The 23,123-nt window shown below is 40.2% G+C and carries 27 protein-coding genes and 1 other annotated feature; all 27 genes read right to left on the bottom strand.

Annotation, left to right across the window (positions count from 1 at the left end; genetic code table 11):
- Positions 1–24: 24 nt before the first annotated feature.
- Positions 25–225: a 50S ribosomal protein L29 gene (gene rpmC / locus AC2YJL_RS25560; RefSeq protein WP_013054935.1), complete on the bottom strand. Its 201-nt coding sequence runs from the start codon at positions 223–225 to the stop codon at positions 25–27.
- Complete coding sequence (rplP, locus tag AC2YJL_RS25555; RefSeq protein WP_013054934.1) at positions 215–649, bottom strand: 50S ribosomal protein L16; 435 nt, start codon at positions 647–649, stop codon at positions 215–217. Before rplP ends, rpmC begins: the two co-directional genes overlap by 11 nt.
- A gap of 2 nt (positions 650–651) precedes the next feature.
- Positions 652–1,308, bottom strand: coding sequence for a 30S ribosomal protein S3 (gene rpsC, locus AC2YJL_RS25550; protein WP_013054933.1), 657 nt, complete (start codon positions 1,306–1,308; stop codon positions 652–654).
- 3 nt (positions 1,309–1,311) lie between these two features.
- Entirely contained in the window at positions 1,312–1,653 is a 342-nt protein-coding gene (rplV, locus tag AC2YJL_RS25545) for a 50S ribosomal protein L22 (RefSeq protein ID WP_013054932.1), read from the bottom strand.
- 19 nt (positions 1,654–1,672) lie between these two features.
- Positions 1,673–1,951, bottom strand: coding sequence for a 30S ribosomal protein S19 (rpsS, locus tag AC2YJL_RS25540; protein WP_013054931.1), 279 nt, complete (start codon positions 1,949–1,951; stop codon positions 1,673–1,675).
- Positions 1,952–2,008: 57 nt separating this feature from the next.
- Positions 2,009–2,839: a 50S ribosomal protein L2 gene (gene rplB, locus AC2YJL_RS25535; protein ID WP_013054930.1), complete on the bottom strand. Its 831-nt coding sequence runs from the start codon at positions 2,837–2,839 to the stop codon at positions 2,009–2,011.
- Positions 2,840–2,866: 27 nt separating this feature from the next.
- The gene (rplW, locus tag AC2YJL_RS25530) at positions 2,867–3,154 is read right to left on the bottom strand and encodes a 50S ribosomal protein L23 (protein ID WP_013054929.1); all 288 of its coding nucleotides are present in this window, start codon (positions 3,152–3,154) and stop codon (positions 2,867–2,869) included.
- Positions 3,154–3,777, bottom strand: coding sequence for a 50S ribosomal protein L4 (rplD, locus tag AC2YJL_RS25525; RefSeq protein WP_013054928.1), 624 nt, complete (start codon positions 3,775–3,777; stop codon positions 3,154–3,156). The genes rplW and rplD overlap by 1 nt, the downstream gene beginning before the upstream one ends.
- A 28-nt stretch (positions 3,778–3,805) precedes the next feature.
- Positions 3,806–4,435: a 50S ribosomal protein L3 gene (gene rplC / locus AC2YJL_RS25520; RefSeq protein ID WP_013054927.1), complete on the bottom strand. Its 630-nt coding sequence runs from the start codon at positions 4,433–4,435 to the stop codon at positions 3,806–3,808.
- 41 nt (positions 4,436–4,476) lie between these two features.
- Positions 4,477–4,785 carry a 30S ribosomal protein S10 gene (rpsJ, locus tag AC2YJL_RS25515; protein WP_013054926.1) on the bottom strand — a complete coding sequence of 103 codons (309 nt, stop codon included), beginning with the start codon at positions 4,783–4,785 and terminating at the stop codon, positions 4,477–4,479.
- A 316-nt stretch (positions 4,786–5,101) separates the two neighbouring features.
- The gene (gene tuf / locus AC2YJL_RS25510; RefSeq protein WP_013081371.1) at positions 5,102–6,292 is read right to left on the bottom strand and encodes an elongation factor Tu; all 1,191 of its coding nucleotides are present in this window, start codon (positions 6,290–6,292) and stop codon (positions 5,102–5,104) included.
- Positions 6,293–6,408: 116 nt separating this feature from the next.
- Positions 6,409–8,487 carry an elongation factor G gene (gene fusA, locus AC2YJL_RS25505; protein WP_028410367.1) on the bottom strand — a complete coding sequence of 693 codons (2,079 nt, stop codon included), beginning with the start codon at positions 8,485–8,487 and terminating at the stop codon, positions 6,409–6,411.
- 57 nt (positions 8,488–8,544) lie between these two features.
- Entirely contained in the window at positions 8,545–9,015 is a 471-nt protein-coding gene (gene rpsG, locus AC2YJL_RS25500) for a 30S ribosomal protein S7 (protein WP_013054923.1), read from the bottom strand.
- Positions 9,016–9,065: 50 nt separating this feature from the next.
- Entirely contained in the window at positions 9,066–9,488 is a 423-nt protein-coding gene (rpsL, locus tag AC2YJL_RS25495; RefSeq protein ID WP_013054922.1) for a 30S ribosomal protein S12, read from the bottom strand.
- A 99-nt stretch (positions 9,489–9,587) separates the two neighbouring features.
- Entirely contained in the window at positions 9,588–9,836 is a 249-nt protein-coding gene (locus tag AC2YJL_RS25490) for a 50S ribosomal protein L7ae-like protein (protein ID WP_013054921.1), read from the bottom strand.
- A 131-nt stretch (positions 9,837–9,967) separates the two neighbouring features.
- Positions 9,968–13,561 carry a DNA-directed RNA polymerase subunit beta' gene (gene rpoC, locus AC2YJL_RS25485; protein ID WP_013081369.1) on the bottom strand — a complete coding sequence of 1,198 codons (3,594 nt, stop codon included), beginning with the start codon at positions 13,559–13,561 and terminating at the stop codon, positions 9,968–9,970.
- A gap of 62 nt (positions 13,562–13,623) precedes the next feature.
- Positions 13,624–17,187 (bottom strand): DNA-directed RNA polymerase subunit beta, encoded by a 3,564-nt coding sequence (gene rpoB, locus AC2YJL_RS25480; RefSeq protein ID WP_013081368.1) that lies wholly within the window; start codon positions 17,185–17,187, stop codon positions 13,624–13,626.
- Between the two features lie 245 nt (positions 17,188–17,432).
- Positions 17,433–18,035: a class I SAM-dependent methyltransferase gene (locus tag AC2YJL_RS25475; RefSeq protein ID WP_028410366.1), complete on the bottom strand. Its 603-nt coding sequence runs from the start codon at positions 18,033–18,035 to the stop codon at positions 17,433–17,435.
- 112 nt (positions 18,036–18,147) lie between these two features.
- Positions 18,148–18,510: a 50S ribosomal protein L7/L12 gene (gene rplL, locus AC2YJL_RS25470; protein WP_013054917.1), complete on the bottom strand. Its 363-nt coding sequence runs from the start codon at positions 18,508–18,510 to the stop codon at positions 18,148–18,150.
- A 44-nt stretch (positions 18,511–18,554) separates the two neighbouring features.
- Positions 18,555–19,055 (bottom strand): 50S ribosomal protein L10, encoded by a 501-nt coding sequence (gene rplJ, locus AC2YJL_RS25465; RefSeq protein WP_013054916.1) that lies wholly within the window; start codon positions 19,053–19,055, stop codon positions 18,555–18,557.
- 40 nt (positions 19,056–19,095) lie between these two features.
- Positions 19,096–19,239, bottom strand: a sequence feature (ribosomal protein L10 leader region).
- 65 nt (positions 19,240–19,304) lie between these two features.
- Positions 19,305–20,000: a 50S ribosomal protein L1 gene (rplA, locus tag AC2YJL_RS25460; RefSeq protein ID WP_013054915.1), complete on the bottom strand. Its 696-nt coding sequence runs from the start codon at positions 19,998–20,000 to the stop codon at positions 19,305–19,307.
- Positions 20,001–20,110: 110 nt separating this feature from the next.
- Positions 20,111–20,536: a 50S ribosomal protein L11 gene (rplK, locus tag AC2YJL_RS25455; RefSeq protein ID WP_013054914.1), complete on the bottom strand. Its 426-nt coding sequence runs from the start codon at positions 20,534–20,536 to the stop codon at positions 20,111–20,113.
- Positions 20,537–20,701: 165 nt separating this feature from the next.
- Positions 20,702–21,235 carry a transcription termination/antitermination protein NusG gene (nusG, locus tag AC2YJL_RS25450; protein WP_013054913.1) on the bottom strand — a complete coding sequence of 178 codons (534 nt, stop codon included), beginning with the start codon at positions 21,233–21,235 and terminating at the stop codon, positions 20,702–20,704.
- A 195-nt stretch (positions 21,236–21,430) separates the two neighbouring features.
- Positions 21,431–21,610: a preprotein translocase subunit SecE gene (gene secE, locus AC2YJL_RS25445; RefSeq protein ID WP_013054912.1), complete on the bottom strand. Its 180-nt coding sequence runs from the start codon at positions 21,608–21,610 to the stop codon at positions 21,431–21,433.
- Between the two features lie 53 nt (positions 21,611–21,663).
- Positions 21,664–21,813 (bottom strand): 50S ribosomal protein L33, encoded by a 150-nt coding sequence (rpmG, locus tag AC2YJL_RS25440; protein WP_013081365.1) that lies wholly within the window; start codon positions 21,811–21,813, stop codon positions 21,664–21,666.
- 81 nt (positions 21,814–21,894) lie between these two features.
- Entirely contained in the window at positions 21,895–22,545 is a 651-nt protein-coding gene (gene sigH, locus AC2YJL_RS25435) for an RNA polymerase sporulation sigma factor SigH (protein WP_013054910.1), read from the bottom strand.
- 68 nt (positions 22,546–22,613) lie between these two features.
- Positions 22,614–23,123, bottom strand: a complete 510-nt coding sequence (locus AC2YJL_RS25430; RefSeq protein WP_013081364.1) for an NYN domain-containing protein — start codon at positions 23,121–23,123, stop codon at positions 22,614–22,616.

The following is a 23,123-nucleotide window of genomic DNA, read 5'->3' as shown; positions in this document are numbered from 1 at the left end:
CTGAAAGCCTCCTCTCAGACTTAATTATTTATTAGCAGCAATCTCTCTTTCACGAACTACAGTTTTCATACGAGCGATCGATTTGCGCACTTCGCGAATACGAGTAGTATTCTCTAATTGTCCAGTCGCTAATTGGAAACGAAGGTTAAACAACTCTTCTTTTAAAGCCTTAACTTTTTGTTCAATTTCAGCAGTGGTAAGGTCACGAATTTCATTAGCTTTCATTAGAATCACCACCAATTTCTTCACGTTTTACAAACTTACATTTTACAGGTAGCTTGTGTGCAGCTAAACGTAAAGCTTCACGTGCAACCTCTTCAGATACACCTGAAATTTCAAACATTACTTTTCCAGGTTTAACAACTGCTACCCAACCTTCAGGAGCACCTTTACCAGAACCCATTCGGACTTCTAGAGGCTTAGCAGTATAAGGTTTAGAAGGGAAAATTTTAATCCATACTTTACCGCCACGTTTCATGTAACGAGTCATTGCGATACGAGCAGCTTCGATTTGACGGTTTGTAATCCAAGAAGCTTCAGTAGCTTGTAAACCGAATTCACCGAAATGTACTTCCGTACCACCTTTAGCGCGTCCACGCATTTTTCCGCGGTGTTCGCGACGATATTTAACGCGTTTTGGTAATAACATAATTATTTTCCTCCTTCCTCAGTTTTCTTTTTAGTAGGAAGAACCTCTCCACGATAGATCCATACTTTCACACCAAGTTTACCATAAGTAGTATCTGCTTCAGCGTGAGCATAGTCAATATCAGCGCGAAGTGTATGAAGTGGAACTGTACCTTCACTGTAATATTCAGAACGAGCAATATCAGCGCCGCCTAAACGACCAGATACCATTGTTTTGATACCTTGTGCGCCAGCACGCATGCTACGTTGGATAGCTTGCTTTTGAGCACGACGGAATGATACACGGTTCTCAAGTTGGCGAGCGATGTTTTCAGCTACTAGTTTAGCATCTAAATCTGCTCGTTTAATTTCAAGGATGTTAATGTGTACACGCTTGCCTGTTAATTGGTTAAGAGCTTTACGAAGTGATTCTACTTCAGTACCACCTTTACCAATTACCATACCAGGTTTTGCAGTGTGGATCGTTACGTTTAAGCGGTTAGCAGCGCGTTCGATTTCAACTTTAGAAACAGCTGCATCGTTTAAACGTTTAGCGATATATTCACGTACTTTTAAGTCTTCATGTAATAAGTCAGCGTAGTCTTTGCCAGCGAACCATCTTGATTCCCAATCACGGATGACACCGACGCGAAGACCGACCGGATTTACCTTTTGACCCATGAATTATCCCTCCTTCTTTTCTGATACCACGATTGTGATGTGGCTTGTGCGCTTGTTAATTTGGCTTGCACGTCCCATAGCGCGTGGACGGAAACGTTTTAAAGTTGGACCTTCGTTAACAAAAGCGTCAGTAATAACTAAATTGTTAGCGTCCATTTCATAATTGTGTTCTGCATTGGCAATAGCAGATTTTAATACTTTCTCAACGACTGGAGAAGCAGCCTTTGGCGTGTGAAGTAGCACTGCTAGCGCTTCACCCACTTGCTTACCTCGAATTAAATCTACAACTAAACGAACTTTACGAGGAGCAATACGTACTGTTCTCGCGACAGCTTTAGCTTGCATTTAAAAGCCTCCTCTCATATTAGCGTCTTGTTTTCTTATCATCACTTGCGTGACCTTTGTAAGTACGAGATGGTGCGAATTCACCAAGTTTGTGACCTACCATGTCTTCAGTAACATAAACTGGTACATGTTTACGACCGTCATATACAGCAATTGTATGACCAATGAACTGAGGGAAGATAGTTGAACGACGAGACCAAGTTTTTACTACTTGCTTGCTGTCAGTTTCGTTTAACTTCTCAATTTTGTTGATTAAATGGTCATCTACAAAAGGTCCTTTCTTTAAGCTGCGACCCATAAATGAACCTCCCTTCGTGATTGTCCTACGGTTCGTTTGAACCGTAGCTCAATCCCGTTATTTTTTACGACGACGAACGATAAATTTATCGGATTTGTTTTTCTTCTTACGAGTTTTGTAACCAAGTGTTGGTTTACCCCATGGACTCATTGGAGACTTACGTCCGATTGGAGCACGTCCTTCACCACCACCGTGTGGGTGATCGTTAGGGTTCATTACAGAACCACGTACAGTTGGACGGATACCTAACCAACGAGAACGACCGGCTTTACCGATGTTGATTAACTCGTGTTGTTCGTTACCAACTTGACCTACAGTTGCACGACAAGTTGCAAGAATCATGCGTACTTCACCAGAAGTTAAACGTACTAATACGTATTTACCTTCTTTACCAAGTACTTGAGCAGATGTACCTGCAGAACGAACTAATTGTCCACCTTTACCAGGTTTCAATTCGATGTTGTGTACTACTGTACCAACAGGAATGTTAGCTAAAGGAAGCGCGTTACCTACTTTAATGTCAGCTTCAGGACCTGACATAACTTCTAAACCTACTTTTAGGTTTTTAGGAGCAAGGATGTAACGTTTTTCACCATCAGCATAATGAATTAATGCGATGTTAGCTGAACGGTTTGGATCATATTCGATTGTAGCAACGCGTCCAGGTATTCCATCTTTATCGCGTTTAAAATCGATGATACGGTATTGACGCTTGTGCCCACCACCTTGGTGACGAACAGTCAATTTACCTTGGTTGTTACGACCACCTTTTCTCTTGACAGGTGCAAGTAACGATTTTTCTGGTTTGTCAGTAGTAATTTCAGCGAAATCAGAAACTGACATGCCACGACGACCATTTGAGGTTGGTTTATACTTTTTAATCGCCATCTCAATTTCCCTCCTTCTCTAGTAATCTTAAGCTTCGAAGAATTCGATTTCGTTGCTCTCTTGAGTTAGTGTTACTACCGCTTTACGACGACGGTTAGTAAGACCACTGTAGCGACCTACACGCTTGAATTTACCTTTGTAGTTCATGATGTTTACTTTTTCAACTTTTACGTCAAAGATTTTTTCGATAGCATCTTTAACCTCAGTTTTATTAGCTCTTACATCAACATCAAACGTATATTTTTTCTCAGCCATTAAGTCTGTTGAACGTTCTGTAATTACGGGGCGCTTAATAATATCACGAGGATCTTTCATTATGCAAGCACCTCCTCTACTTTTTCAACTGCGTCTTTAGTGATTACAAGCTTATCATGGTTCATAACGTCTAATACGCTTAAACCATTAGCTGCAACAACTGTTACACCAGGAATATTACGTGCTGAAAGTGCAACGTTTTCGTTAAGATCAGCAGTTACTACTAATGCTTTGCGTTCTACTGTTAGGTTTTTAAGAACTGCTACCATTTCTTTTGTTTTTGGAGCATCAAAAGAAAGAGCTTCAAGAACAACGATGCTGTTATCTTGAACTTTAGTTGATAATGCAGACTTAATTGCTAAACGACGAACTTTTTTAGGTAATTTGTAGCTATAGCTTCTTGGAACTGGACCAAATACTACGCCACCGCCACGCCATTGTGGAGAACGGATAGATCCTTGACGAGCACGACCAGTACCTTTTTGACGCCATGGCTTACGGCCACCGCCTCTTACTTCAGAACGATTTTTAACTTTAGAAGTACCTTGACGTTGAGATGCGCGTTGCATTACGATCGCGTCGAAAAGTACTTTGTTGTTTGGTTCGATACCGAAAACGGCATCTTGAAGTTCGATTTCTCCAACGTTTTCACCGTTTTGGTTAAACAATGCTACTTTTGGCATTGGTTATTCCTCCTTTCTCGAAGAATTATTATTTAGATTTAACTGCAGATTTAACAGTAACTAGAGATTTTCTAGCTCCTGGCACGTTACCTTTTACTAATAAAAGATTGCGTTCTGCGTCAACTTTAACGATTGATAAGTTTTGCACAGTGATGCGCTCTCCACCCATGCGTCCTGGTAATAATTTACCTTTGAATACGCGGTTTGGAGCTACAGGACCCATTGAACCTGGGCGACGGTGGTAGCGAGAACCATGAGACATAGGTCCGCGAGATTGTCCGTGGCGTTTAATAGCACCTTGGAAACCTTTACCTTTTGAGATTCCTGTTACATCAATTACATCGCCTTCTGCGAAAATATCAACCTTGACTTCTTGACCAACTTCATATGCTGAAGCGTCCACACCGCGTAACTCACGGATGAAGCGCTTAGGAGCAGTATTAGCTTTAGTAGCATGTCCTTTTGCAGGTTTGTTAGATAGTTTTTCACGGATATCTTCGAAACCTAATTGGATTGCTTCGTAACCGTCTGTCTCAGCGTTTTTAACTTGAAGAACTACGTTAGCAGAAGCTTCAATTACTGTTACTGGGATCAAGTCACCATTTTCAGCAAATACTTGAGTCATACCGATCTTTCTTCCTAAGATTCCTTTGGCCATTAGTCACACCTCCTAAGTATCTTTTCATTCTTTATTTTAAATTAAAGTTTAATTTCGATATCTACACCAGATGGTAAGTCTAAACGCATTAATGAATCAACAGTTTGTGGTGTTGGATTCACGATATCAATTAAGCGTTTATGCGTGCGCATTTCGAACTGCTCACGAGAATCTTTATATTTGTGTACTGCACGTAGAATTGTATAAATTGATTTTTCAGTCGGTAATGGAATCGGACCAGATACAGCCGCACCAGAACGTTTTGCAGTTTCTACGATTTTCTCAGCAGATTGATCAAGAATTCTGTGATCATATGCTTTTAAACGAATGCGAATTTTTTCTTTTGCCATTATTTTCCCTCCTTTTTCGCCTATTTTACAATAGACATTCTCCGCGGAAATTTCCCCACACTCGCCATGGCAAAGCGGCCGGGTGTGTCGGCAACCTTCCGCATCATCGCAGTCAAAGACCAACATTTTTATTATACTAAAAATGGGTTCATATTGCAACAATAAAGTTAAAAAACTTTTTTATGTGTCGCACACTTTTTTCATTATATATAAAAGGAGATCATTTTGCAAGTGTAATAGTAAAAACTATCTTTACCTTTTATCACCAAATAAAAAAGGGAGTAGGTTACCCTACTCCCTTTACTGAAACGAGAAATTACTCGCTGATTTTAGCTACAACGCCAGCGCCTACTGTACGTCCACCTTCACGGATTGAGAATTTAGTACCTTCTTCAATCGCGATTGGAGCGATAAGTTCAACAGTCATTTCGATGTTGTCGCCAGGCATTACCATTTCTACGCCTTCAGGTAAGTTACAAATACCAGTTACATCAGTTGTACGGAAGTAGAACTGTGGACGGTAGTTTGTGAAGAATGGAGTGTGACGTCCACCTTCGTCTTTAGAAAGAACGTATACTTCAGCAGTAAATTTAGTGTGTGGAGTGATTGAGCCTGGTTTAGCTAATACTTGTCCACGTTGGATTTCTTCACGTGCTACACCACGAAGTAAAGCACCGATGTTGTCGCCAGCTTCAGCATAGTCAAGAAGCTTACGGAACATTTCTACACCTGTTACAGTAGTAGATTTTGGCTCTTCAGTTAAACCGATGATGTCGATAACGTCACCAACTTTAACTTGTCCACGCTCTACACGACCTGTAGCAACTGTACCACGACCAGTGATTGAGAATACGTCCTCAACTGGCATCATGAATGGTTTTTCAGTGTCACGTTCTGGAGTTGGGATGTACTCATCAACAGCGTCCATAAGCTCGATGATTTTAGCTTCCCAATCAGCTTCGCCTTCAAGAGCTTTAAGAGCAGAACCTTTGATTACTGGTACATCGTCACCAGGGAAGTCGTATTCAGAAAGAAGGTCACGTACTTCCATTTCTACTAATTCAAGTAGCTCTTCGTCGTCTACCATGTCACATTTGTTTAAGAATACAACTAGGTAAGGTACACCTACTTGACGAGAAAGAAGGATGTGCTCACGAGTTTGTGGCATTGGACCATCAGCAGCAGATACTACTAAGATACCGCCATCCATTTGAGCAGCACCAGTGATCATGTTTTTAACATAGTCAGCATGTCCTGGGCAGTCAACGTGTGCATAGTGACGAGTGTCAGTTTCGTACTCAACGTGTGCAGTTGAGATTGTGATTCCACGCTCGCGCTCTTCTGGAGCAGCGTCGATCATGTCGTAAGCCATTGCTGCACCTTTACCACTTTTCTTAGCAAGAACAGTAGTGATAGCAGCTGTTAAAGTTGTTTTACCATGGTCAACGTGACCAATTGTACCGATATTGGCATGTGTTTTTGAACGGTCGAATTTTTCCTTAGCCATTCGAAAATCCTCCTTAAAATTCATGTAGTTTATGTTTTATGAGGCCGTGAAAGGGAATGAGCTCCACTTTCACAGCGTACATAAGTAGTTATACTTCAATAAAGAGTGAAAATCAATTATTCACCTTTATTTTTTTTAATAATTTCTTCTGAAATTGATTTAGGAACTTCTTCGTAGTGATCGAAGTGCATAGAATATGTTCCGCGACCTTGAGTGTTTGAACGTAATGCAGTTGCATAACCAAACATTTCAGAAAGTGGAACGAATGCACGTACAACTTGAGCGTTACCGCGTGCTTCCATACCTTCTACACGTCCACGACGAGACGTAATGTCACCCATGATATCTCCTAAGTATTCGTCAGGGATAACAACTTCAACCTTCATCATTGGTTCAAGGATAGCTGGGCTACATTTTGATACTGCGTTTTTAAGAGCCATAGAAGCGGCAATTTTAAACGCCATCTCACTTGAGTCAACGTCATGGTAAGATCCATCAACTAAAGCAGCTTTGATATCGATTAATGGATAACCAGCAACAACACCGTTTTGTAATGCATCTTCAAGACCAGCTTGAACTGCAGGGATGTATTCACGTGGAACTACACCACCAACGATTTTGTTCTCAAATTCAAAGCCTTTTCCTTCTTCGTTAGGTTCGAACTCAATCCAAACGTGACCGAATTGTCCACGACCACCAGATTGACGAGCGAATTTACCTTCAACTTTCGCACCAGCGCGGAAAGTTTCACGGTAAGCTACTTGAGGAGCACCAACGTTTGCTTCTACTTTGAATTCGCGACGCATACGGTCAACGATGATATCAAGGTGAAGCTCACCCATACCAGAGATGATGATTTGACCAGTCTCTGTATTAGTTTCCGCACGGAAAGTTGGATCTTCTTCTTGTAACTTTTGAAGAGCTGTAGTCATTTTATCTTGGTCAGCTTTTGATTTTGGCTCAACAGATAAAGAGATAACTGGCTCTGGGAATTCCATAGACTCAAGAATTACAAGACTCTTTTCGTCACATAGAGTATCACCAGTAGAAGTATCTTTTAATCCTACAGCTGCCGCGATATCTCCAGCGTATACTTCAGAAATCTCTTCACGAGAGTTAGCGTGCATTTGTAGGATACGACCTACACGCTCACGCTTACCTTTTGTAGAGTTTTTGATGTATGAACCAGAGCTTAGTACACCAGAGTACACACGGAAGAATGTTAATTTACCAACATAAGGGTCCGTCATAACTTTGAACGCTAATGCTGAGAAAGGAGCGTTGTCGCTAGACTCACGCGTAACTTCTTCTTCTGTGTCAGGTACGATACCTTGGATTGCTGGTACATCTACTGGAGATGGTAGGTAGTCAATTACTGCATCTAGCATTAATTGTACACCTTTGTTTTTGAATGCTGAACCACAGATAACTGGGTAGAATTCAACGTCACAAGTACCTTTACGGATACCAGCTTTTAGTTCTTCAACTGTAAGCTCGCCTTCGTCTAAGTACTTCATCATTAATTCTTCGTCAAGTTCTGCAACAGCTTCTACTAAGCTTGCACGGTATTCTTCAGCTTGCTCTTTGTATTCCTCAGGAATTTCACGAGACTCTGAACGAGTACCTAAGTCATCTTCGTAGAAGTATGCTTTCATTTCCACTAGGTCAATGATTGCTTCGAACTCATCTTCAGCACCAATTGGCAACTGAATTGGGTGAGCATTTGCACCTAAACGATCGTGGATCGTTTTTACAGAGTACAAGAAGTCAGCACCAATTTTGTCCATTTTGTTAACGAATACGACACGGGGAACACCGTACGTAGTCGCTTGACGCCATACTGTTTCTGTTTGAGGCTCAACACCAGATTGAGCATCAAGAACTGCCACAGCGCCATCAAGTACACGTAATGAACGCTCAACTTCAACAGTGAAGTCTACGTGTCCAGGAGTATCAATGATGTTAACGCGGTGACCTTTCCAAGAAGCAGTTGTCGCAGCAGACGTGATAGTGATACCACGTTCTTGCTCTTGCTCCATCCAGTCCATTTGTGAAGCTCCTTCATGAGTTTCACCAATTTTATGGATACGGCCAGTATAATAAAGAACACGCTCAGTTGTTGTTGTTTTACCAGCATCAATGTGAGCCATGATCCCAATATTACGAGTGTTTTCTAAGGAGAACTCTCTTGCCATCTTAGGTATTTCTCCTTCCATATTATAATTTGTTTTTTAAAAAGTTTCGTTAAAAGATTACCAACGGTAATGAGCAAATGCTTTGTTAGCTTCTGCCATTTTGTGAGTATCTTCACGTTTCTTAACTGCAGCACCAGTGTTGTTAGCTGCATCAAGGATTTCGTTAGCTAAACGCTCTTCCATCGTTTTTTCTCCACGAAGACGAGCATAGTTTACTAACCAACGAAGACCTAAAGTAGTACGACGCTCTGGACGTACTTCTACAGGAACTTGGTAGTTAGAACCCCCTACACGGCGTGCTCTAACTTCTAGTACAGGCATGATGTTTTTAAGAGCTTGGTCGAATACTTCCATAGCTTCTTTACCACTGCGCTCTTGTACTAAATCGAATGCTCTATAAAGAATAGCTTGTGACTTACCGCGCTTTCCATCAAGCATCATTTTGTTGATTAAGCGAGATACAAGCTTAGAATTGTAAATCGGATCTGGTAATACGTCTCTTTTTGCAACAGGTCCCTTACGTGGCATTCTACTTCCTCCTTTCACTTTTAAAAGTTTATCTATTAATTGTTAAGCTATTATTTTTTAGCTGCTTTTGGTCGCTTAGTACCATATTTAGAACGACCTTGCATACGGCCATCCACACCAGCAGTATCAAGTGCACCACGTACGATATGGTAACGTACCCCTGGTAAATCTTTTACACGTCCACCGCGGATAAGTACCACGCTGTGTTCTTGTAAGTTGTGACCAATACCTGGGATATAAGCTGTTACCTCGATACCGTTTGTTAAACGTACACGAGCATATTTACGAAGAGCCGAGTTCGGTTTCTTCGGTGTCATAGTACCCACACGTGTACATACACCACGTTTTTGTGGAGAAGATTGGTTAGTTTGAGCTTTTTTGAAGCTGTTGTAACCTCTGTTTAAAGCAGGTGAGTCAGATTTTTTACCTTTACTCACACGACCATTACGGATTAATTGGTTAATAGTAGGCATTTAAATTTTCCTCCTTTCGCCTTTTGTAAGACCACACATCCAGGTGGTTCATTTTTTAGCAAAAAACAAAGTCTTTGAAACTAAAAGTTCAAAAACGTGTTAACTAATAATTGCAACAGTTGCAGCGTTAACTTCTATCCTACAAGCTTGACCAAGCTTTCGCATAGAAGGGACATACGTATACGGAACGTTTTCTTGCTGTGCCGTTTTTGCCACAATGGAGGTGACATAAAAATCAGCGTCTTCAGCAATGATGACTTCCTTTACTGTACCTTTTTTTAATGCTTTCACCGTCTGCTTTGTTCCTACAATAATATGATCAGCCTGTAATACTTTTTCATAAGACATTATCATATCCTCCAAAGTAACAGGTAGTTTATAGGAGCACCTTTGATATAGTATCATTCCCTAGAATGGATGTCAACTAACGTTTTGTAGTTTTTTTAAAAAACATCCATTCTAGAGTAATGATTTTATAATTAGTCGATTGTTACCGTTTCTTCAGCTTGGTTTTTGATCGGTTCAGCATTACGATATCTCGTCATACCTGTACCAGCCGGAACTAGCTTACCAATGATAACATTCTCTTTAAGTCCAAGCAACTCATCACGTTTTCCTTTGATTGCAGCATCCGTAAGAACACGTGTTGTTTCTTGGAATGATGCAGCAGATAAGAAGGAATCAGTTTCAAGAGATGCTTTTGTAATACCAAGTAATACAGGACGACCCGTCGCTGGACGATTGCCTTCAAGTAATACTTTTTCATTTGCATCAGTGAATTGGTGAATATCAAGTAATGAACCTGGTAATACATCTGTATCTCCTGAATCCATTACGCGCACTTTACGAAGCATTTGGCGAACCATTACCTCTACGTGTTTATCTCCAATTTCTACCCCTTGCATACGGTATACTTTTTGCACCTCACGAAGCAAGTACTCTTGTACAGCCGTGATGTCTTTTACTTTTAGTAATTCTTTAGGATCAATTGAACCTTCTGTTAATTCTTGACCACGTGCAATGCGCTGTCCTTCAATAACTTTCAGACGTGCACTGTACGGAGCTGTGTAAGAACGAGTTTCAATCTCTCCTTGAACAGTAATTTCATGTTGACGATCGCGTCCTTCAGAAATGCCGGCAATTGTACCTTCAATTTCAGAAATAACGGCTTGACCTTTAGGGTTACGCGCTTCGAAGATCTCTTGGATACGCGGTAAACCTTGAGTGATATCGTCTCCAGCAACCCCACCTGTATGGAATGTACGCATCGTTAACTGTGTACCTGGCTCACCGATAGATTGAGCAGCGATGATACCAACTGCTTCACCCACTTCAACTTCTGAACCAGTTGCAAGGTTACGACCGTAACATTTTTTACATACACCGTGGCGAGTGTTACAAGTAAATGCAGAACGAATCCATACTTCTTCAACACCAGCATCCACAATTGTTTCAGCTAGGTCTTCTGTAATTAGTTCGTTTTCTTTCACTAACACTTCGTTTGTTCCTGGGTGAAGTAGTGTTTTTCTTGCATAACGTCCAATTAGACGCTCATCAAGTTTCTCAATTTCTTCTGTTCCTTCTTTGATTGCAACAGCCAGAATACCGCGGTCTGTACCACAGTCATCATCACGTACGATAACGTCTTGTGCCACGTCAACCAGACGACGAGTAAGGTAACCTGAGTCAGCTGTTTTAAGAGCCGTATCGGCAAGACCTTTACGTGCACCATGGGTAGAGATAAAGTACTCTAATACTGTTAAACCTTCACGGAAACTAGATTTGATTGGTAACTCAATGATACGACCAGACGGGTTGGCCATTAGTCCACGCATACCTGCAAGCTGAGTGAAGTTAGATGCGTTACCACGGGCACCAGAGTCACTCATCATGAAGATTGGGTTGCGTTTGTCTAATGACGCCATTAATTTACCTTGGATAACGTCTTTCGCGCTGCTCCATACAGAGATAACACGCTCATAACGCTCATCTTCAGTAATTAAACCACGACGGAATTGTTTTAGTACGTTATCTACTTTAGCTTGCGCTTCTGTTAAGATAACTTCTTTTTCTCCTAAAACCACGATATCAGCTACACCAACTGTAATACCAGCTTTAGTAGAATATTTGAAACCTAGGTCTTTCATACGGTCAAGCATTTTAGAAGTCTCAGTAATTTTGAAACGTTTAAATACTTCAGCGATAATATTACCTAAGATTTTTTTCTTAAACGGTGCGATAGCCGGTTGATTCTTGATGAATTCCTTCACATCTGCACCTTTTTCAACAAAGTACTTCTCAGGAGTTTTCACTTCTAAGTTTTCTCTTGTTGGTTCGTTAATGTATGGGAACGATTTTGGTAAAATTTCGTTGAAAACTAATTTACCAACCGTTGTAACAAGCAACTGTTGATTTTGTGCTTCTGTAAACGTTTCGTTGTTTAAAGAACCTGCATACACACCTACACGTGTATGAAGATGCACATAACCGTTTTGGTACGCTAATAGTGCTTCATTTGTATCCTTGAACACCATACCTTCTCCAACTGCTTCTTCACGCTCAAGCGTTAAGTAGTAGTTACCTAATACCATATCCTGTGAAGGTGTAACAACTGGTTTACCATCTTTAGGGTTCAAGATATTTTGAGCAGCAAGCATTAAGATACGTGCTTCTGCTTGTGCTTCTGCAGATAATGGAACGTGAACCGCCATTTGGTCACCGTCAAAGTCAGCGTTATATGCTGTACATACAAGCGGGTGAAGACGGATAGCGCGACCTTCTACAAGCGTAGGTTCAAATGCTTGAATACCTAGTCTGTGTAGCGTTGGTGCACGGTTTAAAAGAACTGGATGCTCTTTAATAACCGATTCTAATACATCCCATACTTCAGGTTGCACGCGTTCAATTTTACGTTTTGCACTCTTGATGTTATGAGCTAAACCGCGTTCAACAAGCTCTTTCATTACGAAAGGTTTGAAAAGCTCTAACGCCATTTCTTTTGGAAGACCACATTGATACATCTTTAAGTTCGGACCTACAACGATTACCGAACGGCCGGAGTAGTCAACACGTTTACCTAATAAGTTTTGACGGAAGCGACCTTGCTTACCTTTTAACATGTGAGAAAGAGATTTTAATGGACGGTTACCTGGTCCTGTTACCGGACGGCCGCGACGACCATTATCGATTAATGCATCTACAGCTTCTTGAAGCATACGCTTTTCGTTTTGAACGATAATGCTAGGAGCTCCAAGGTCTAATAAACGCTTTAAGCGGTTGTTACGGTTAATTACACGGCGATATAAATCATTTAGATCAGACGTAGCAAAGCGTCCACCATCTAATTGAACCATTGGACGAAGTTCTGGCGGAATAACCGGTAGAACGTCTAAAATCATCCAAGAAGGTTCGTTACCAGAATGACGGAAAGCCTCTAGTACTTCTAAACGTTTAATAGCACGTGTACGACGTTGACCTTGAGCAGTTTTCAATTCTTCTTTCAAAGCATCTACTTCTTTATCAAGATCGATGTCATGCAATAATTTTTTAACAGCTTCAGCACCCATTGCTGCATGGAAAGTTTGTCCGTACTTCTCACGATACGCACGGTATTCTTTCTCTGATAAAAGCTGTTTCTTTTCAAGTGGTGTATCACCAGCATCTGTTACTACATAAGAAGCAAAATAAATGATTTCCTCTAGCGCACGAGGGGACATGTCTAAGACAAGTCCCATGCGGCTAGGAATACCTTTAAAGTACCAAATATGAGAAACAGGTGCAGCTAGCTCGATGTGACCCATGCGTTCACGACGAACTTTTGCGCGCGTAACTTCTACGCCGCAACGATCACATACAACACCTTTATAACGAACGCGCTTATATTTTCCGCAGTGACATTCCCAGTCCTTTTGTGGACCAAAAATACGCTCACAGAATAAGCCGTCTTTTTCAGGTTTTAACGTACGATAGTTGATCGTTTCAGGTTTTTTTACCTCACCGTACGACCAAGAACGAATTTTATCTGGCGAAGCTAGACCGATTTTCATATACTCAAAGTTATTTACATCTAGCAAGGAGCCTACCTCCCTTTTAATCTACAGGTTTTTTCCCTTAACGTTTATATGAAAGTAATTCCTTACTCTTTTGTGACAGGATCTTTTTGTCCTTCAGAAAGGCTTTCTTCGTTATCTGCAATAATTGATTCTGTTGGTTGCTCATGGTCCTCTTCTGAGTCCATGATATCAATTTCTTGCTCGTCAGCAGAAAGCATCTTCACATCCATACCTAAACTTTGTAGTTCTTTAATTAATACTTTGAACGATTCAGGTATGCCAGGTTCTGGAATGTTTTCACCTTTAACAATTGCTTCGTATGTTTTCACACGACCTACTACGTCATCTGATTTCACTGTTAAGATCTCTTGTAATGTGTAAGCAGCACCGTATGCTTCAAGTGCCCATACCTCCATCTCACCAAAACGCTGTCCACCGAACTGCGCTTTACCACCAAGTGGTTGTTGTGTAACAAGTGAGTATGGTCCAGTAGAACGAGCGTGAAGTTTATCGTCTACCATGTGAGCAAGTTTGATCATGTACATGATCCCTACTGATACACGGTTATCGAATGGTTCACCTGTTCGACCATCATATAGAACTGTTTTAGCATCACGAGACATGCCAGCTTCTTCGATTGTTGCCCAAACATCTTCCTCACGCGCACCATCAAATACCGGAGACGCAACGTGAATGCCAAGCTTACGAGCAGCCATACCTAGATGAAGCTCTAGCACCTGACCGATGTTCATACGAGATGGTACCCCTAATGGGTTTAACATGATGTCAATTGGCGTACCGTCTGGTAGGTAAGGCATATCTTCTTCAGGTAAAATACGTGAAATTACACCTTTGTTACCGTGACGACCGGCCATTTTGTCACCTTCAGAAATTTTACGCTTCTGAACAATATATACACGGACTAATTGGTTTACACCTGGTGGTAATTCGTCGCCATCTTCGCGATTGAAGACTTTAACATCAAGAATGATTCCACCGCCGCCGTGCGGTACACGAAGAGAAGTATCACGAACTTCACGCGCTTTTTCACCGAAAATAGCGTGTAGAAGACGTTCTTCAGCTGTTAATTCTGTTACACCTTTTGGCGTTACTTTACCAACTAAAAGATCTCCGTCTTTTACTTCTGCACCAATGCGGATGATTCCACGCTCATCTAAGTTGCGAAGCGCATCTTCACCTACGTTTGGAATGTCACGCGTAATTTCTTCAGGTCCAAGCTTCGTATCACGAGACTCAGATTCATATTCTTCAATATGAACAGACGTATATACGTCGTCTTTCACAAGGCGTTCACTCATGATGATGGCATCCTCATAGTTGTAGCCATCCCATGTCATGAAACCAACCATTACGTTTCGTCCTAAAGCAAGCTCACCTTTTTCCATTGAAGGACCGTCGGCTAAGATCTCACCTTTTACTACTTCGTCGCCAACTGAAACAATTGGACGCTGGTTGTAACAAGTACCTTGGTTAGAACGAACAAATTTTAATAGTTTGTATTGATCTAAGTTACCTTTAACTTTTTGTCCGTCTACTTCTTCATAGCGGCGAACAAAAATTTGTTTGGCTTCTACGCGCTCTACAACGCCAGGATATTTACAAATCACGGCTGCACCAGAGTCTTTACCAGATACGTATTCCATACCTGTACCTACGATTGGTGCTTCAGGATTTAATAAAGGTACTGCTTGACGTTGCATGTTCGCACCCATTAATGCACGGTTAGAGTCATCGTTCTCTAAGAATGGGATACATGCTGTAGCGGCAGATACAACTTGTTTTGGTGATACATCCATGTAGTCTAAACGATCGCGACGGATAACCGTGTTTTCTCCACGGAAACGTGCAACGACATTTTCATCTAAGAATGAACCATCATCACCTAGACGAGCGTTCGCTTGGGCTACAACATAGTTATCTTCTTCATCAGCTGTTAAGTAGTCAATTCGCTCTGTCACTTTACCTGTTTCAGGATCGATACGACGGTAAGGTGTTTCGATGAAACCGAATTTGTTTACTTTTGCATAAGAAGATAGTGAGTTGATTAACCCGATATTCGGACCCTCTGGCGTTTCAATCGGACACATACGGCCATAGTGGGAGTAGTGAACGTCACGTACTTCGAAACCAGCGCGCTCACGCGTTAAACCACCAGGTCCTAGAGCTGAAAGACGACGTTTGTGCGTCAATTCGCCTAATGGATTCGTTTGATCCATGAACTGTGATAATTGAGAACTTCCAAAGAACTCTTTAATCGCCGCAATAACTGGGCGAATATTAATTAATTGTTGAGGTGTGATTGTATTCGTGTCTTGAATTGACATTCTTTCACGAACAACACGTTCCATACGAGATAAACCGATACGGAATTGATTTTGTAACAATTCACCTACAGAACGCAGACGACGGTTACCTAAGTGGTCGATATCATCTGTGTCTCCTACTTGATGAAGCAAGTTAAAGAAGTAACTGATCGATGCTAAAATATCAGCAGGTGTGATATTTTTAACTTCTTCTGTTACATACGCGTTGCCTGATACAGTGATGATTTTTTCACCTTCTGGATCATTTGGCGCATAAATCTTAATAGATTGTAATGTAACATCGTCTTCTACTACTCCGCCAACTGGGCTGTAAGTTTTGAAGTTTACTCCACCTTCAAGCATCGGAATCAAGCGATCTAGCAGACGGCGGTCAATCATTGCGCCTTTTTCTGCAATAATTTCACCTGTTTCAGGATCAACTAATGTTTCAGCTAGCTTTTGATTAAATAAGCGATGTTTGATATGAAGCTTTTTATTAATTTTATAGCGACCTACGTTCGCTAAGTCATATCGTTTTGGATCAAAGAAGCGAGATACTAATAGAGACTTCGCATTCTCAACTGTCGGTGGTTCACCCGGACGTAAACGCTCATAGATTTCTAATAGCGCTTTTTCCGTTGTTTCCGTATTATCTTTTTCAAGCGTATTACGGATGTATTCATTATCACCGATTAAATCGATAATCTCTTGGTCAGAACCGAAACCTAGCGCGCGTAACAGCACTGTTACTGGCAGTTTACGAGTACGATCAATACGCACGTATACTACATCTTTTGCATCAGTTTCATATTCTAGCCATGCACCACGGTTAGGGATAACAGTTGCTGTATATCCTTTTTTACCGTTTTTATCAAGCTTTCCACTATAGTAAACACTTGGTGAACGAACCAACTGTGATACGATAACACGCTCAGCACCATTAATTACAAAGGTACCTGTTTCGGTCATCAATGGGAAATCTCCCATGAACACATCTTGGTCTTTTACTTCACCTGTTTCTTTATTAATTAACCGCACCTTAACACGAAGAGGTGCTGCATAAGTTACATCACGTTCTTTGGACTCTCCTACTGAATACTTTGGCTCACCTAAGCTGTAATCAATAAATTCTAGTGATAAGTTACCTGTAAAATCATCAATTGGAGAAATATCTTGGAACATTTCTCGTAAACCTTCATCTAAAAACCATTGGTATGAAGCCGTTTGAATCTCGATTAAGTTCGGTAACTCTAAAACTTCACTAATACGAGCATAACTTCTGCGTTGGCGGTGGCGTCCATACTGAACTAGTTGACCTGTCAACTGATTCACCCCTCAAATCAAGCGTTATTATTCAAAATATATAATAAACCATATGTTTATTATTGAACAAAAGAAAAATGGTCTCTTTAAATAGAAAACCACAATTTCATAAAAACGTACTATTGATTTTATTAGTTTTTCCCATATAATTCAAAATTATACCTTTTATTTTATGTATAACCCGAGCTTATATGGAATATTTATATATTGGCATTTTATAATGCTAACATACTAAAAAATATTAGTCAACATTTTTTAGCACATATGATATAATACCCTTTTTTCTTGTCTACTACTTCTACTTCATTAAATAGAGATTCTAATTTCGCAAGAGCAGATGGCGCTCCTTGCTTTTTCTGAATCACAATCCAAAGTTCTCCTTGGTCAGCAAGGTGATCTAATGATTTTTCTAGAATTTCATGAACAACTTTTTTACCCGCACGGATCGGCGGATTACTAAGAATAGCTGCAAAATTCGTTTCCTTCACATTTTCATAGCAAGAGCTTTGATAGATTGAAACATTTGATACTGAATTAACTTCAGCATTTTTTTGAGCTAGTGCTAATGCACGTTCATTAACATCAACCATATGAACGTTTCTTTGGCTGTCCTCTTTTGCAAGTGCCAACCCAATTGGGCCATATCCGCACCCAACATCCAGAAGTGGGCCGGGACTCTCGGGCATTTGAAACGTTTCAATTAACAGGCGCGATCCAAAATCGATCTCTTTTTTTGAAAAAACACCGCGGTCACTCGTAAATGAAAAAGAGGTTCCTCTCAATTCAAATGAAAAGCGCTCTTCATTACTTGCAGACAATGGTGTATTGGAAAAATAATGTTCTGTCAAAATAGAACCTCCTAATCAATATGTTCTTCTTTACTATAAATGAAAAGGATGACAGAAGCAAAAAAGCTCGCTTGTACAAGCGAGCTTTTTTATATCAGTTGTTAAGCAATAATTACTTAACTTCTACAGAAGCGCCAACTTCTTCAAGTTTAGCTTTTGCTTCTTCAGCTTCTTCTTTAGAAATACCTTCTTTAAGAGCTTTTGGAGCGTTATCAACGATTTCTTTAGCTTCTTTTAAGCCAAGACCAGTGATTTCACGTACTACTTTGATAACTTTGATTTTTTGTCCGCCAGCACTTTCAAGTACTAGGTCAAATTCAGTTTTCTCAGCAGCAGCTTCACCAGCAGCACCGCCAGCTACAGCTACAGGAGCAGCAGCAGTTACGCCAAATTCTTCTTCGATTGCTTTTACTAAATCGTTAAGTTCTAAAACAGTCATATTTTTAACTGCTTCAATGATTTGTTCTTGAGTCATTGTTAATTTCCTCCTTGTGATTGTGTTATATATAACAGACTAGATTATGCACCTTGTTCTTCTTTTTGATCTGCCACAGCTTTTGTAGCAAGAGCAAGGTTGCGAATTGGAGCTTGAAGCACGCTAAGCAACATAGAAAGTAAGCCTTCGCGAGATGGTAGTTCTGCAAGTGCTTTAATTTCTTCAACAGATGCAACATTACCTTCAATTACACCAGCTTTGATTTCTAACGCTTCGTGTTCTTTCGCGAAGTTGTTTAGAATTTTAGCTGGAGCAACAACATCTTCTCCACCAAATGCGATTGCATTTGGACCTACTAACGCATCATTAAGATCTGTTAGTTCAAGTTTTTCTACAGCACGGCGAGTTAAAGTGTTTTTGTAAACTTTGAACTCAATGCCTGCTTCACGTAATTGCTTACGAAGTTCAGTAACTTCAGCAACATTCAAACCACGGTAGTCAACGACAACTATTGAGTTACTCGCTTGAAGTTTTTCAGCAATTTCGTCTACGACTTGTTTCTTTTGTTCAATTACGTTGCTCATCTTTACACCTCCTGTAGATTTCCTTCCGTACACTCAGACAAGGTGCAATAAAAAACCTCCATGACAATAAAGACATGGAGGTGTAGTAAGCGAACCATAACGTTTCACTAATTTATCTCACACACCTCGGTAGGGAATTAAGCTTTGCAGCACCTACTGTCTACGGTACAAATGTTATTCTTTTTAACAACATTATCTATTATAATCAGGGACTCCCAAAAAGTCAACACCGATTTATTTCCAAATTTATTAAGCAGAGAATGAAGCAGTATCAACTTTGATACCAGGGCCCATTGTTGAAGTAACAGCTACGTTCTTCATGTATGTGCCTTTTGCTGCTGCCGGCTTAGCTTTTACCATAGTTTCGAAGATTGTAGTGAAGTTTTCAACTAACTTGCTCTCTTCGAAAGATACTTTACCGATTGGTACGTGGATGTTACCAGCTTTATCAACGCGGTATTCTACTTTACCAGCTTTGATTTCGTTAACTGCTTTTTGAACATCAAATGTTACTGTACCAGTTTTAGGGTTTGGCATTAAACCTTTAGGTCCTAATACACGACCAAGTTTACCAACTTCACCCATCATGTCTGGAGTAGCTACGATTACATCGAACTCGAACCAACCTTGTTGGATTTTGTTGATGTAGTCAGCATCGCCAACGTAGTCAGCGCCTGCAGCTTCAGCTTCTTTAGCTTTTTCGCCTTTAGCGAATACTAATACACGTTGAGTTTTACCTGTACCGTTTGGTAGTACTACTGCACCACGAATTTGTTGGTCAGCTTTCTTAGGGTCAACTCCTAAACGGAATGCTACTTCTACAGTTGCATCAAATTTAGTTGTGTTTGTTTTCTTTACTAATTCAATCGCTTCTTGTACTGAATAAGTTTGTGTACGATCTACAAGCTTAGCAGCTTCAACGTACTTTTTACCTTTTTTAGCCATTTTTGTTTCCTCCTTATGTGGTTTTAACGGAATAACCTCCCACTAATAAAGGTTGCGAGCATAGGAAAACTTCCATTTCTCGCAACCTTCTAACACCCAATCAAATGGAATTAGTCTTCAACTACGATTCCCATACTGCGCGCTGTACCTTCTACCATGCGCATTGCAGATTCAACGCTAGCAGCGTTTAAGTCAGGCATTTTAGTTTCAGCAATCTCACGCACTTTGTCACGCTTGACTGTTGCAACTTTATTACGGTTTGGTTCACCAGAACCAGACTCAATACCAGCCGCTTTCTTAAGTAGTACAGCAGCAGGTGGAGTTTTCGTAATAAATGTAAATGAACGGTCTTCAAATACCGTGATTTCAACAGGAATGATAAGACCAGCTTGATCAGCTGTGCGAGCGTTAAACTCCTTACAGAAACCCATGATGTTAACACCGGCTTGACCTAATGCAGGACCAACTGGTGGCGCTGGATTTGCTTTACCTGCAGGAATTTGTAACTTAACAAGTTTAATTACTTTTTTAGCCACGAGACACACCTCCTTAAGTCCGTGATGTGGTAATAGGGCGATGCCCTCCCACTCAATGTTCTTTATATATAAAATAAAGAAATAGTTGTTTTAGTCTCTAGTTTTGAGACATACTGACTTATGAAATATTAACATTAAACTTCATGAATTGCAAGGTCTTACAGATTATATTTTTTCAATTTGTGTAAAGTCTAGCTCTACTGGCGTTTGTCTTCCGAACATATCCACATGAACCTTAACTTTACGTTTATCTGTATCGATTTCTTCAATGGTACCTTCAAAGTTTGCAAACGGACCTTCTTGAACCAATACTGTTTCTTTTAGTTCAAAGTCAAAGTCAGCATGCTTCTCGTCCATGCCCATTTGTTTTAAGATCATTTCTACTTCTTCTGGTAGAAGAGCAGTTGGCTTTGATCCAGAACCTGCTGAACCTACAAAGCCCGTAACGCCAGGTGTATTACGAACTACATACCATGAATCATCCGTCATGATGATTTCAACTAACACGTACCCTGGAAATACTTTTTTCTTTGTAATCTTTTCTTTGTTGTTCTTAATTTCTCTTTCTTCTTCTTCAGGAACAACAACGCGGAAAATTTTATCTTGCATACCCATTGTTTCTACGCGCTTTTCTAAATTTGTTTTTACTTTATTTTCATATCCAGAATAAGTATGGACTACATACCAATTTTTCTCCATTTCTGAGGACTATACGTCCTTCCCTCCCAGCTCACTATAAAATAAGATGTCCTAATCTATTGCACAGACAACGCACTAGGAAAATAGTTGACTCCTAGCACAATCATTCTTAAAGCAAATTAAAAAACCCGTCTCCGGGCTTTTCTGAAAAAAACATAATTTAGCTTTATTATACCATGATTTAAGTCAATTTATTCAAGGGATTAAACGAATAAGTGACGAAATTCCGTAATCAACTACTACAAAAAAGAGTGTCATAAATACAACTGTAGAAATAACAGTAATTGTATAACGAGTTAGCTCATTTTTTTTAGGCCAACTTACCTTCTTCATCTCACGCCCAACATCACGCAAGAAATTTCCTACACGGTTCATGTTTGTAACCTCCAATAAATTAAAAGGGGTATTAGTCTGTGCAGATTATTGATCTACTTTGTTTCACGATGAATCGTATGTGCGTTACACGTTTTGCAAAACTTCTTCATTTCTAAACGCTCTTCGTTTTGCTGTGTGTTTTTCATAGTCGTATAGTTACGACTAGCGCATTGCACACACGCAAGTACAACTTTTTTACGCATAATGTCAACCACCTATAGAGTGATAATGTCTATAAAAAAGTATCACAGACTTTCTTAGCATGTCAATATGAGGATAGAAGGCTACATTGTGATTTCACGAATCTCGAGGTAGCGCTCTAATTTCCTCTTCACACGCTGAAGTGCATTATCGATGGATTTGACGTGGCGGTTTAACTCTTCTGAAATCTCTTGATAAGATTGACCATCTAAATAAAGAACGAGAACTTTTCGCTCAAGATCACTTAACAGTTCAGCCATCTTTAATTCAATATCATCAAACTTCTCTCGATTAATGAGCAACTCTTCTGGATTTGCTACTTTTGTCCCCGAAATAACATCCATTAGGGTTCGGTCGGACTCTTCATCATATATTGGCTTGTCCAATGATACATAAGAGTTTAATGGAATGTGTTTTTGCCTTGTTGCGGTTTTAATAGCGGTAATAATTTGCCTCGTAATGCAAAGTTCAGCAAAAGCTTTAAACGAAGTTAGCTTATCTTCTCTAAAATCTCTAATTGCCTTATATAACCCTATCATACCTTCTTGTACAATATCTTCACGGTCTGCCCCAATTAAAAAATATGACCGCGCCTTTGCTCGCACAAAGTTTTTGTATTTATGAATCAAATACTCTAATGCGTCAATATCGCCTTTATGCACAAGATCGACAACTGTTTCATCCTCTTGTTGTTCGAAATGAGCATGCAGTTTTCTCCCATAATTATCGCCCATATCGATCCCCCCGACCGCACAGTAGATAGAAATATTATACAGTAGCTAATTCCGTACCGTCAATAACCTCACCGCTGTCCCCGACGCCATTTTTCGAAAATTTCGGCTACTTGATTGGAAAGTTGAATGCGTGCCGCTGGCTTTTGATTTTGAATAGACTTCACATCAAGATTAATATGTTTCTCAATTTGCTCAATTTCGTTGTACAATTCTCGAGCAGAAATTCTAAGCGCACCTTGTCCAAAGATTGCCCACTGCTCCGTGAAATCAGATGTAGCAACATGAATCTGTGTCTTTACATTGTTTAGCTCTTGAGCCAGCTTTTCAATGTACTCATCCGCTGTTTCATTTTCTCTTGTAAATACAACGTCAACCTTATGATTTTTTGCCTTCTTTTCAATTCCTTCGACCATATGAGCATCGAAGACAATAATGACACGATAACCCATATACGCTTGATACTCTGCCATCTTTTCGATTAACAGGTCTCGAGCACCGGCTAAATCATTATCTCTAAGCTTTCTTAGGTCGGGCCACGCACCTATCATGTTATAACCATCCACCAGTAGAATATCCAT

Source organism: Priestia sp. SRI_019, from assembly GCF_057586255.1.
This window is presented reverse-complemented; position numbering and strand designations above follow the sequence as displayed.

Bases quoted from the DNA above. Each gene is read 5' to 3' on its own strand.
- rpmC (WP_013054935.1), bottom strand. From the start codon at position 225: ATGAAAGCTAATGAAATTCGTGACCTTACCACTGCTGAAATTGAACAA.
- rplP (WP_013054934.1), bottom strand. From the start codon at position 649: ATGTTATTACCAAAACGCGTTAAATATCGTCGCGAACACCGCGGAAAA.
- rpsC (WP_013054933.1), bottom strand. From the start codon at position 1,308: ATGGGTCAAAAGGTAAATCCGGTCGGTCTTCGCGTCGGTGTCATCCGT.
- rplV (WP_013054932.1), bottom strand. From the start codon at position 1,653: ATGCAAGCTAAAGCTGTCGCGAGAACAGTACGTATTGCTCCTCGTAAA.
- rpsS (WP_013054931.1), bottom strand. From the start codon at position 1,951: ATGGGTCGCAGCTTAAAGAAAGGACCTTTTGTAGATGACCATTTAATC.
- rplB (WP_013054930.1), bottom strand. From the start codon at position 2,839: ATGGCGATTAAAAAGTATAAACCAACCTCAAATGGTCGTCGTGGCATG.
- rplW (WP_013054929.1), bottom strand. From the start codon at position 3,154: ATGAAAGATCCTCGTGATATTATTAAGCGCCCCGTAATTACAGAACGT.
- rplD (WP_013054928.1), bottom strand. From the start codon at position 3,777: ATGCCAAAAGTAGCATTGTTTAACCAAAACGGTGAAAACGTTGGAGAA.
- rplC (WP_013054927.1), bottom strand. From the start codon at position 4,435: ATGGCCAAAGGAATCTTAGGAAGAAAGATCGGTATGACTCAAGTATTT.
- rpsJ (WP_013054926.1), bottom strand. From the start codon at position 4,785: ATGGCAAAAGAAAAAATTCGCATTCGTTTAAAAGCATATGATCACAGA.
- tuf (WP_013081371.1), bottom strand. From the start codon at position 6,292: ATGGCTAAGGAAAAATTCGACCGTTCAAAAACACATGCCAATATCGGT.
- fusA (WP_028410367.1), bottom strand. From the start codon at position 8,487: ATGGCAAGAGAGTTCTCCTTAGAAAACACTCGTAATATTGGGATCATG.
- rpsG (WP_013054923.1), bottom strand. From the start codon at position 9,015: ATGCCACGTAAGGGACCTGTTGCAAAAAGAGACGTATTACCAGATCCG.
- rpsL (WP_013054922.1), bottom strand. From the start codon at position 9,488: ATGCCTACTATTAACCAATTAATCCGTAATGGTCGTGTGAGTAAAGGT.
- AC2YJL_RS25490 (WP_013054921.1), bottom strand. From the start codon at position 9,836: ATGTCTTATGAAAAAGTATTACAGGCTGATCATATTATTGTAGGAACA.
- rplL (WP_013054917.1), bottom strand. From the start codon at position 18,510: ATGACTCAAGAACAAATCATTGAAGCAGTTAAAAATATGACTGTTTTA.
- rplJ (WP_013054916.1), bottom strand. From the start codon at position 19,055: ATGAGCAACGTAATTGAACAAAAGAAACAAGTCGTAGACGAAATTGCT.
- rplA (WP_013054915.1), bottom strand. From the start codon at position 20,000: ATGGCTAAAAAAGGTAAAAAGTACGTTGAAGCTGCTAAGCTTGTAGAT.
- nusG (WP_013054913.1), bottom strand. From the start codon at position 21,235: ATGGAGAAAAATTGGTATGTAGTCCATACTTATTCTGGATATGAAAAT.
- secE (WP_013054912.1), bottom strand. From the start codon at position 21,610: ATGAACCGTGTAGGAAATTTCTTGCGTGATGTTGGGCGTGAGATGAAG.
- rpmG (WP_013081365.1), bottom strand. From the start codon at position 21,813: ATGCGTAAAAAAGTTGTACTTGCGTGTGTGCAATGCGCTAGTCGTAAC.
- sigH (WP_013054910.1), bottom strand. From the start codon at position 22,545: ATGGGCGATAATTATGGGAGAAAACTGCATGCTCATTTCGAACAACAA.
- AC2YJL_RS25430 (WP_013081364.1), bottom strand. From the start codon at position 23,123: ATGGATATTCTACTGGTGGATGGTTATAACATGATAGGTGCGTGGCCC.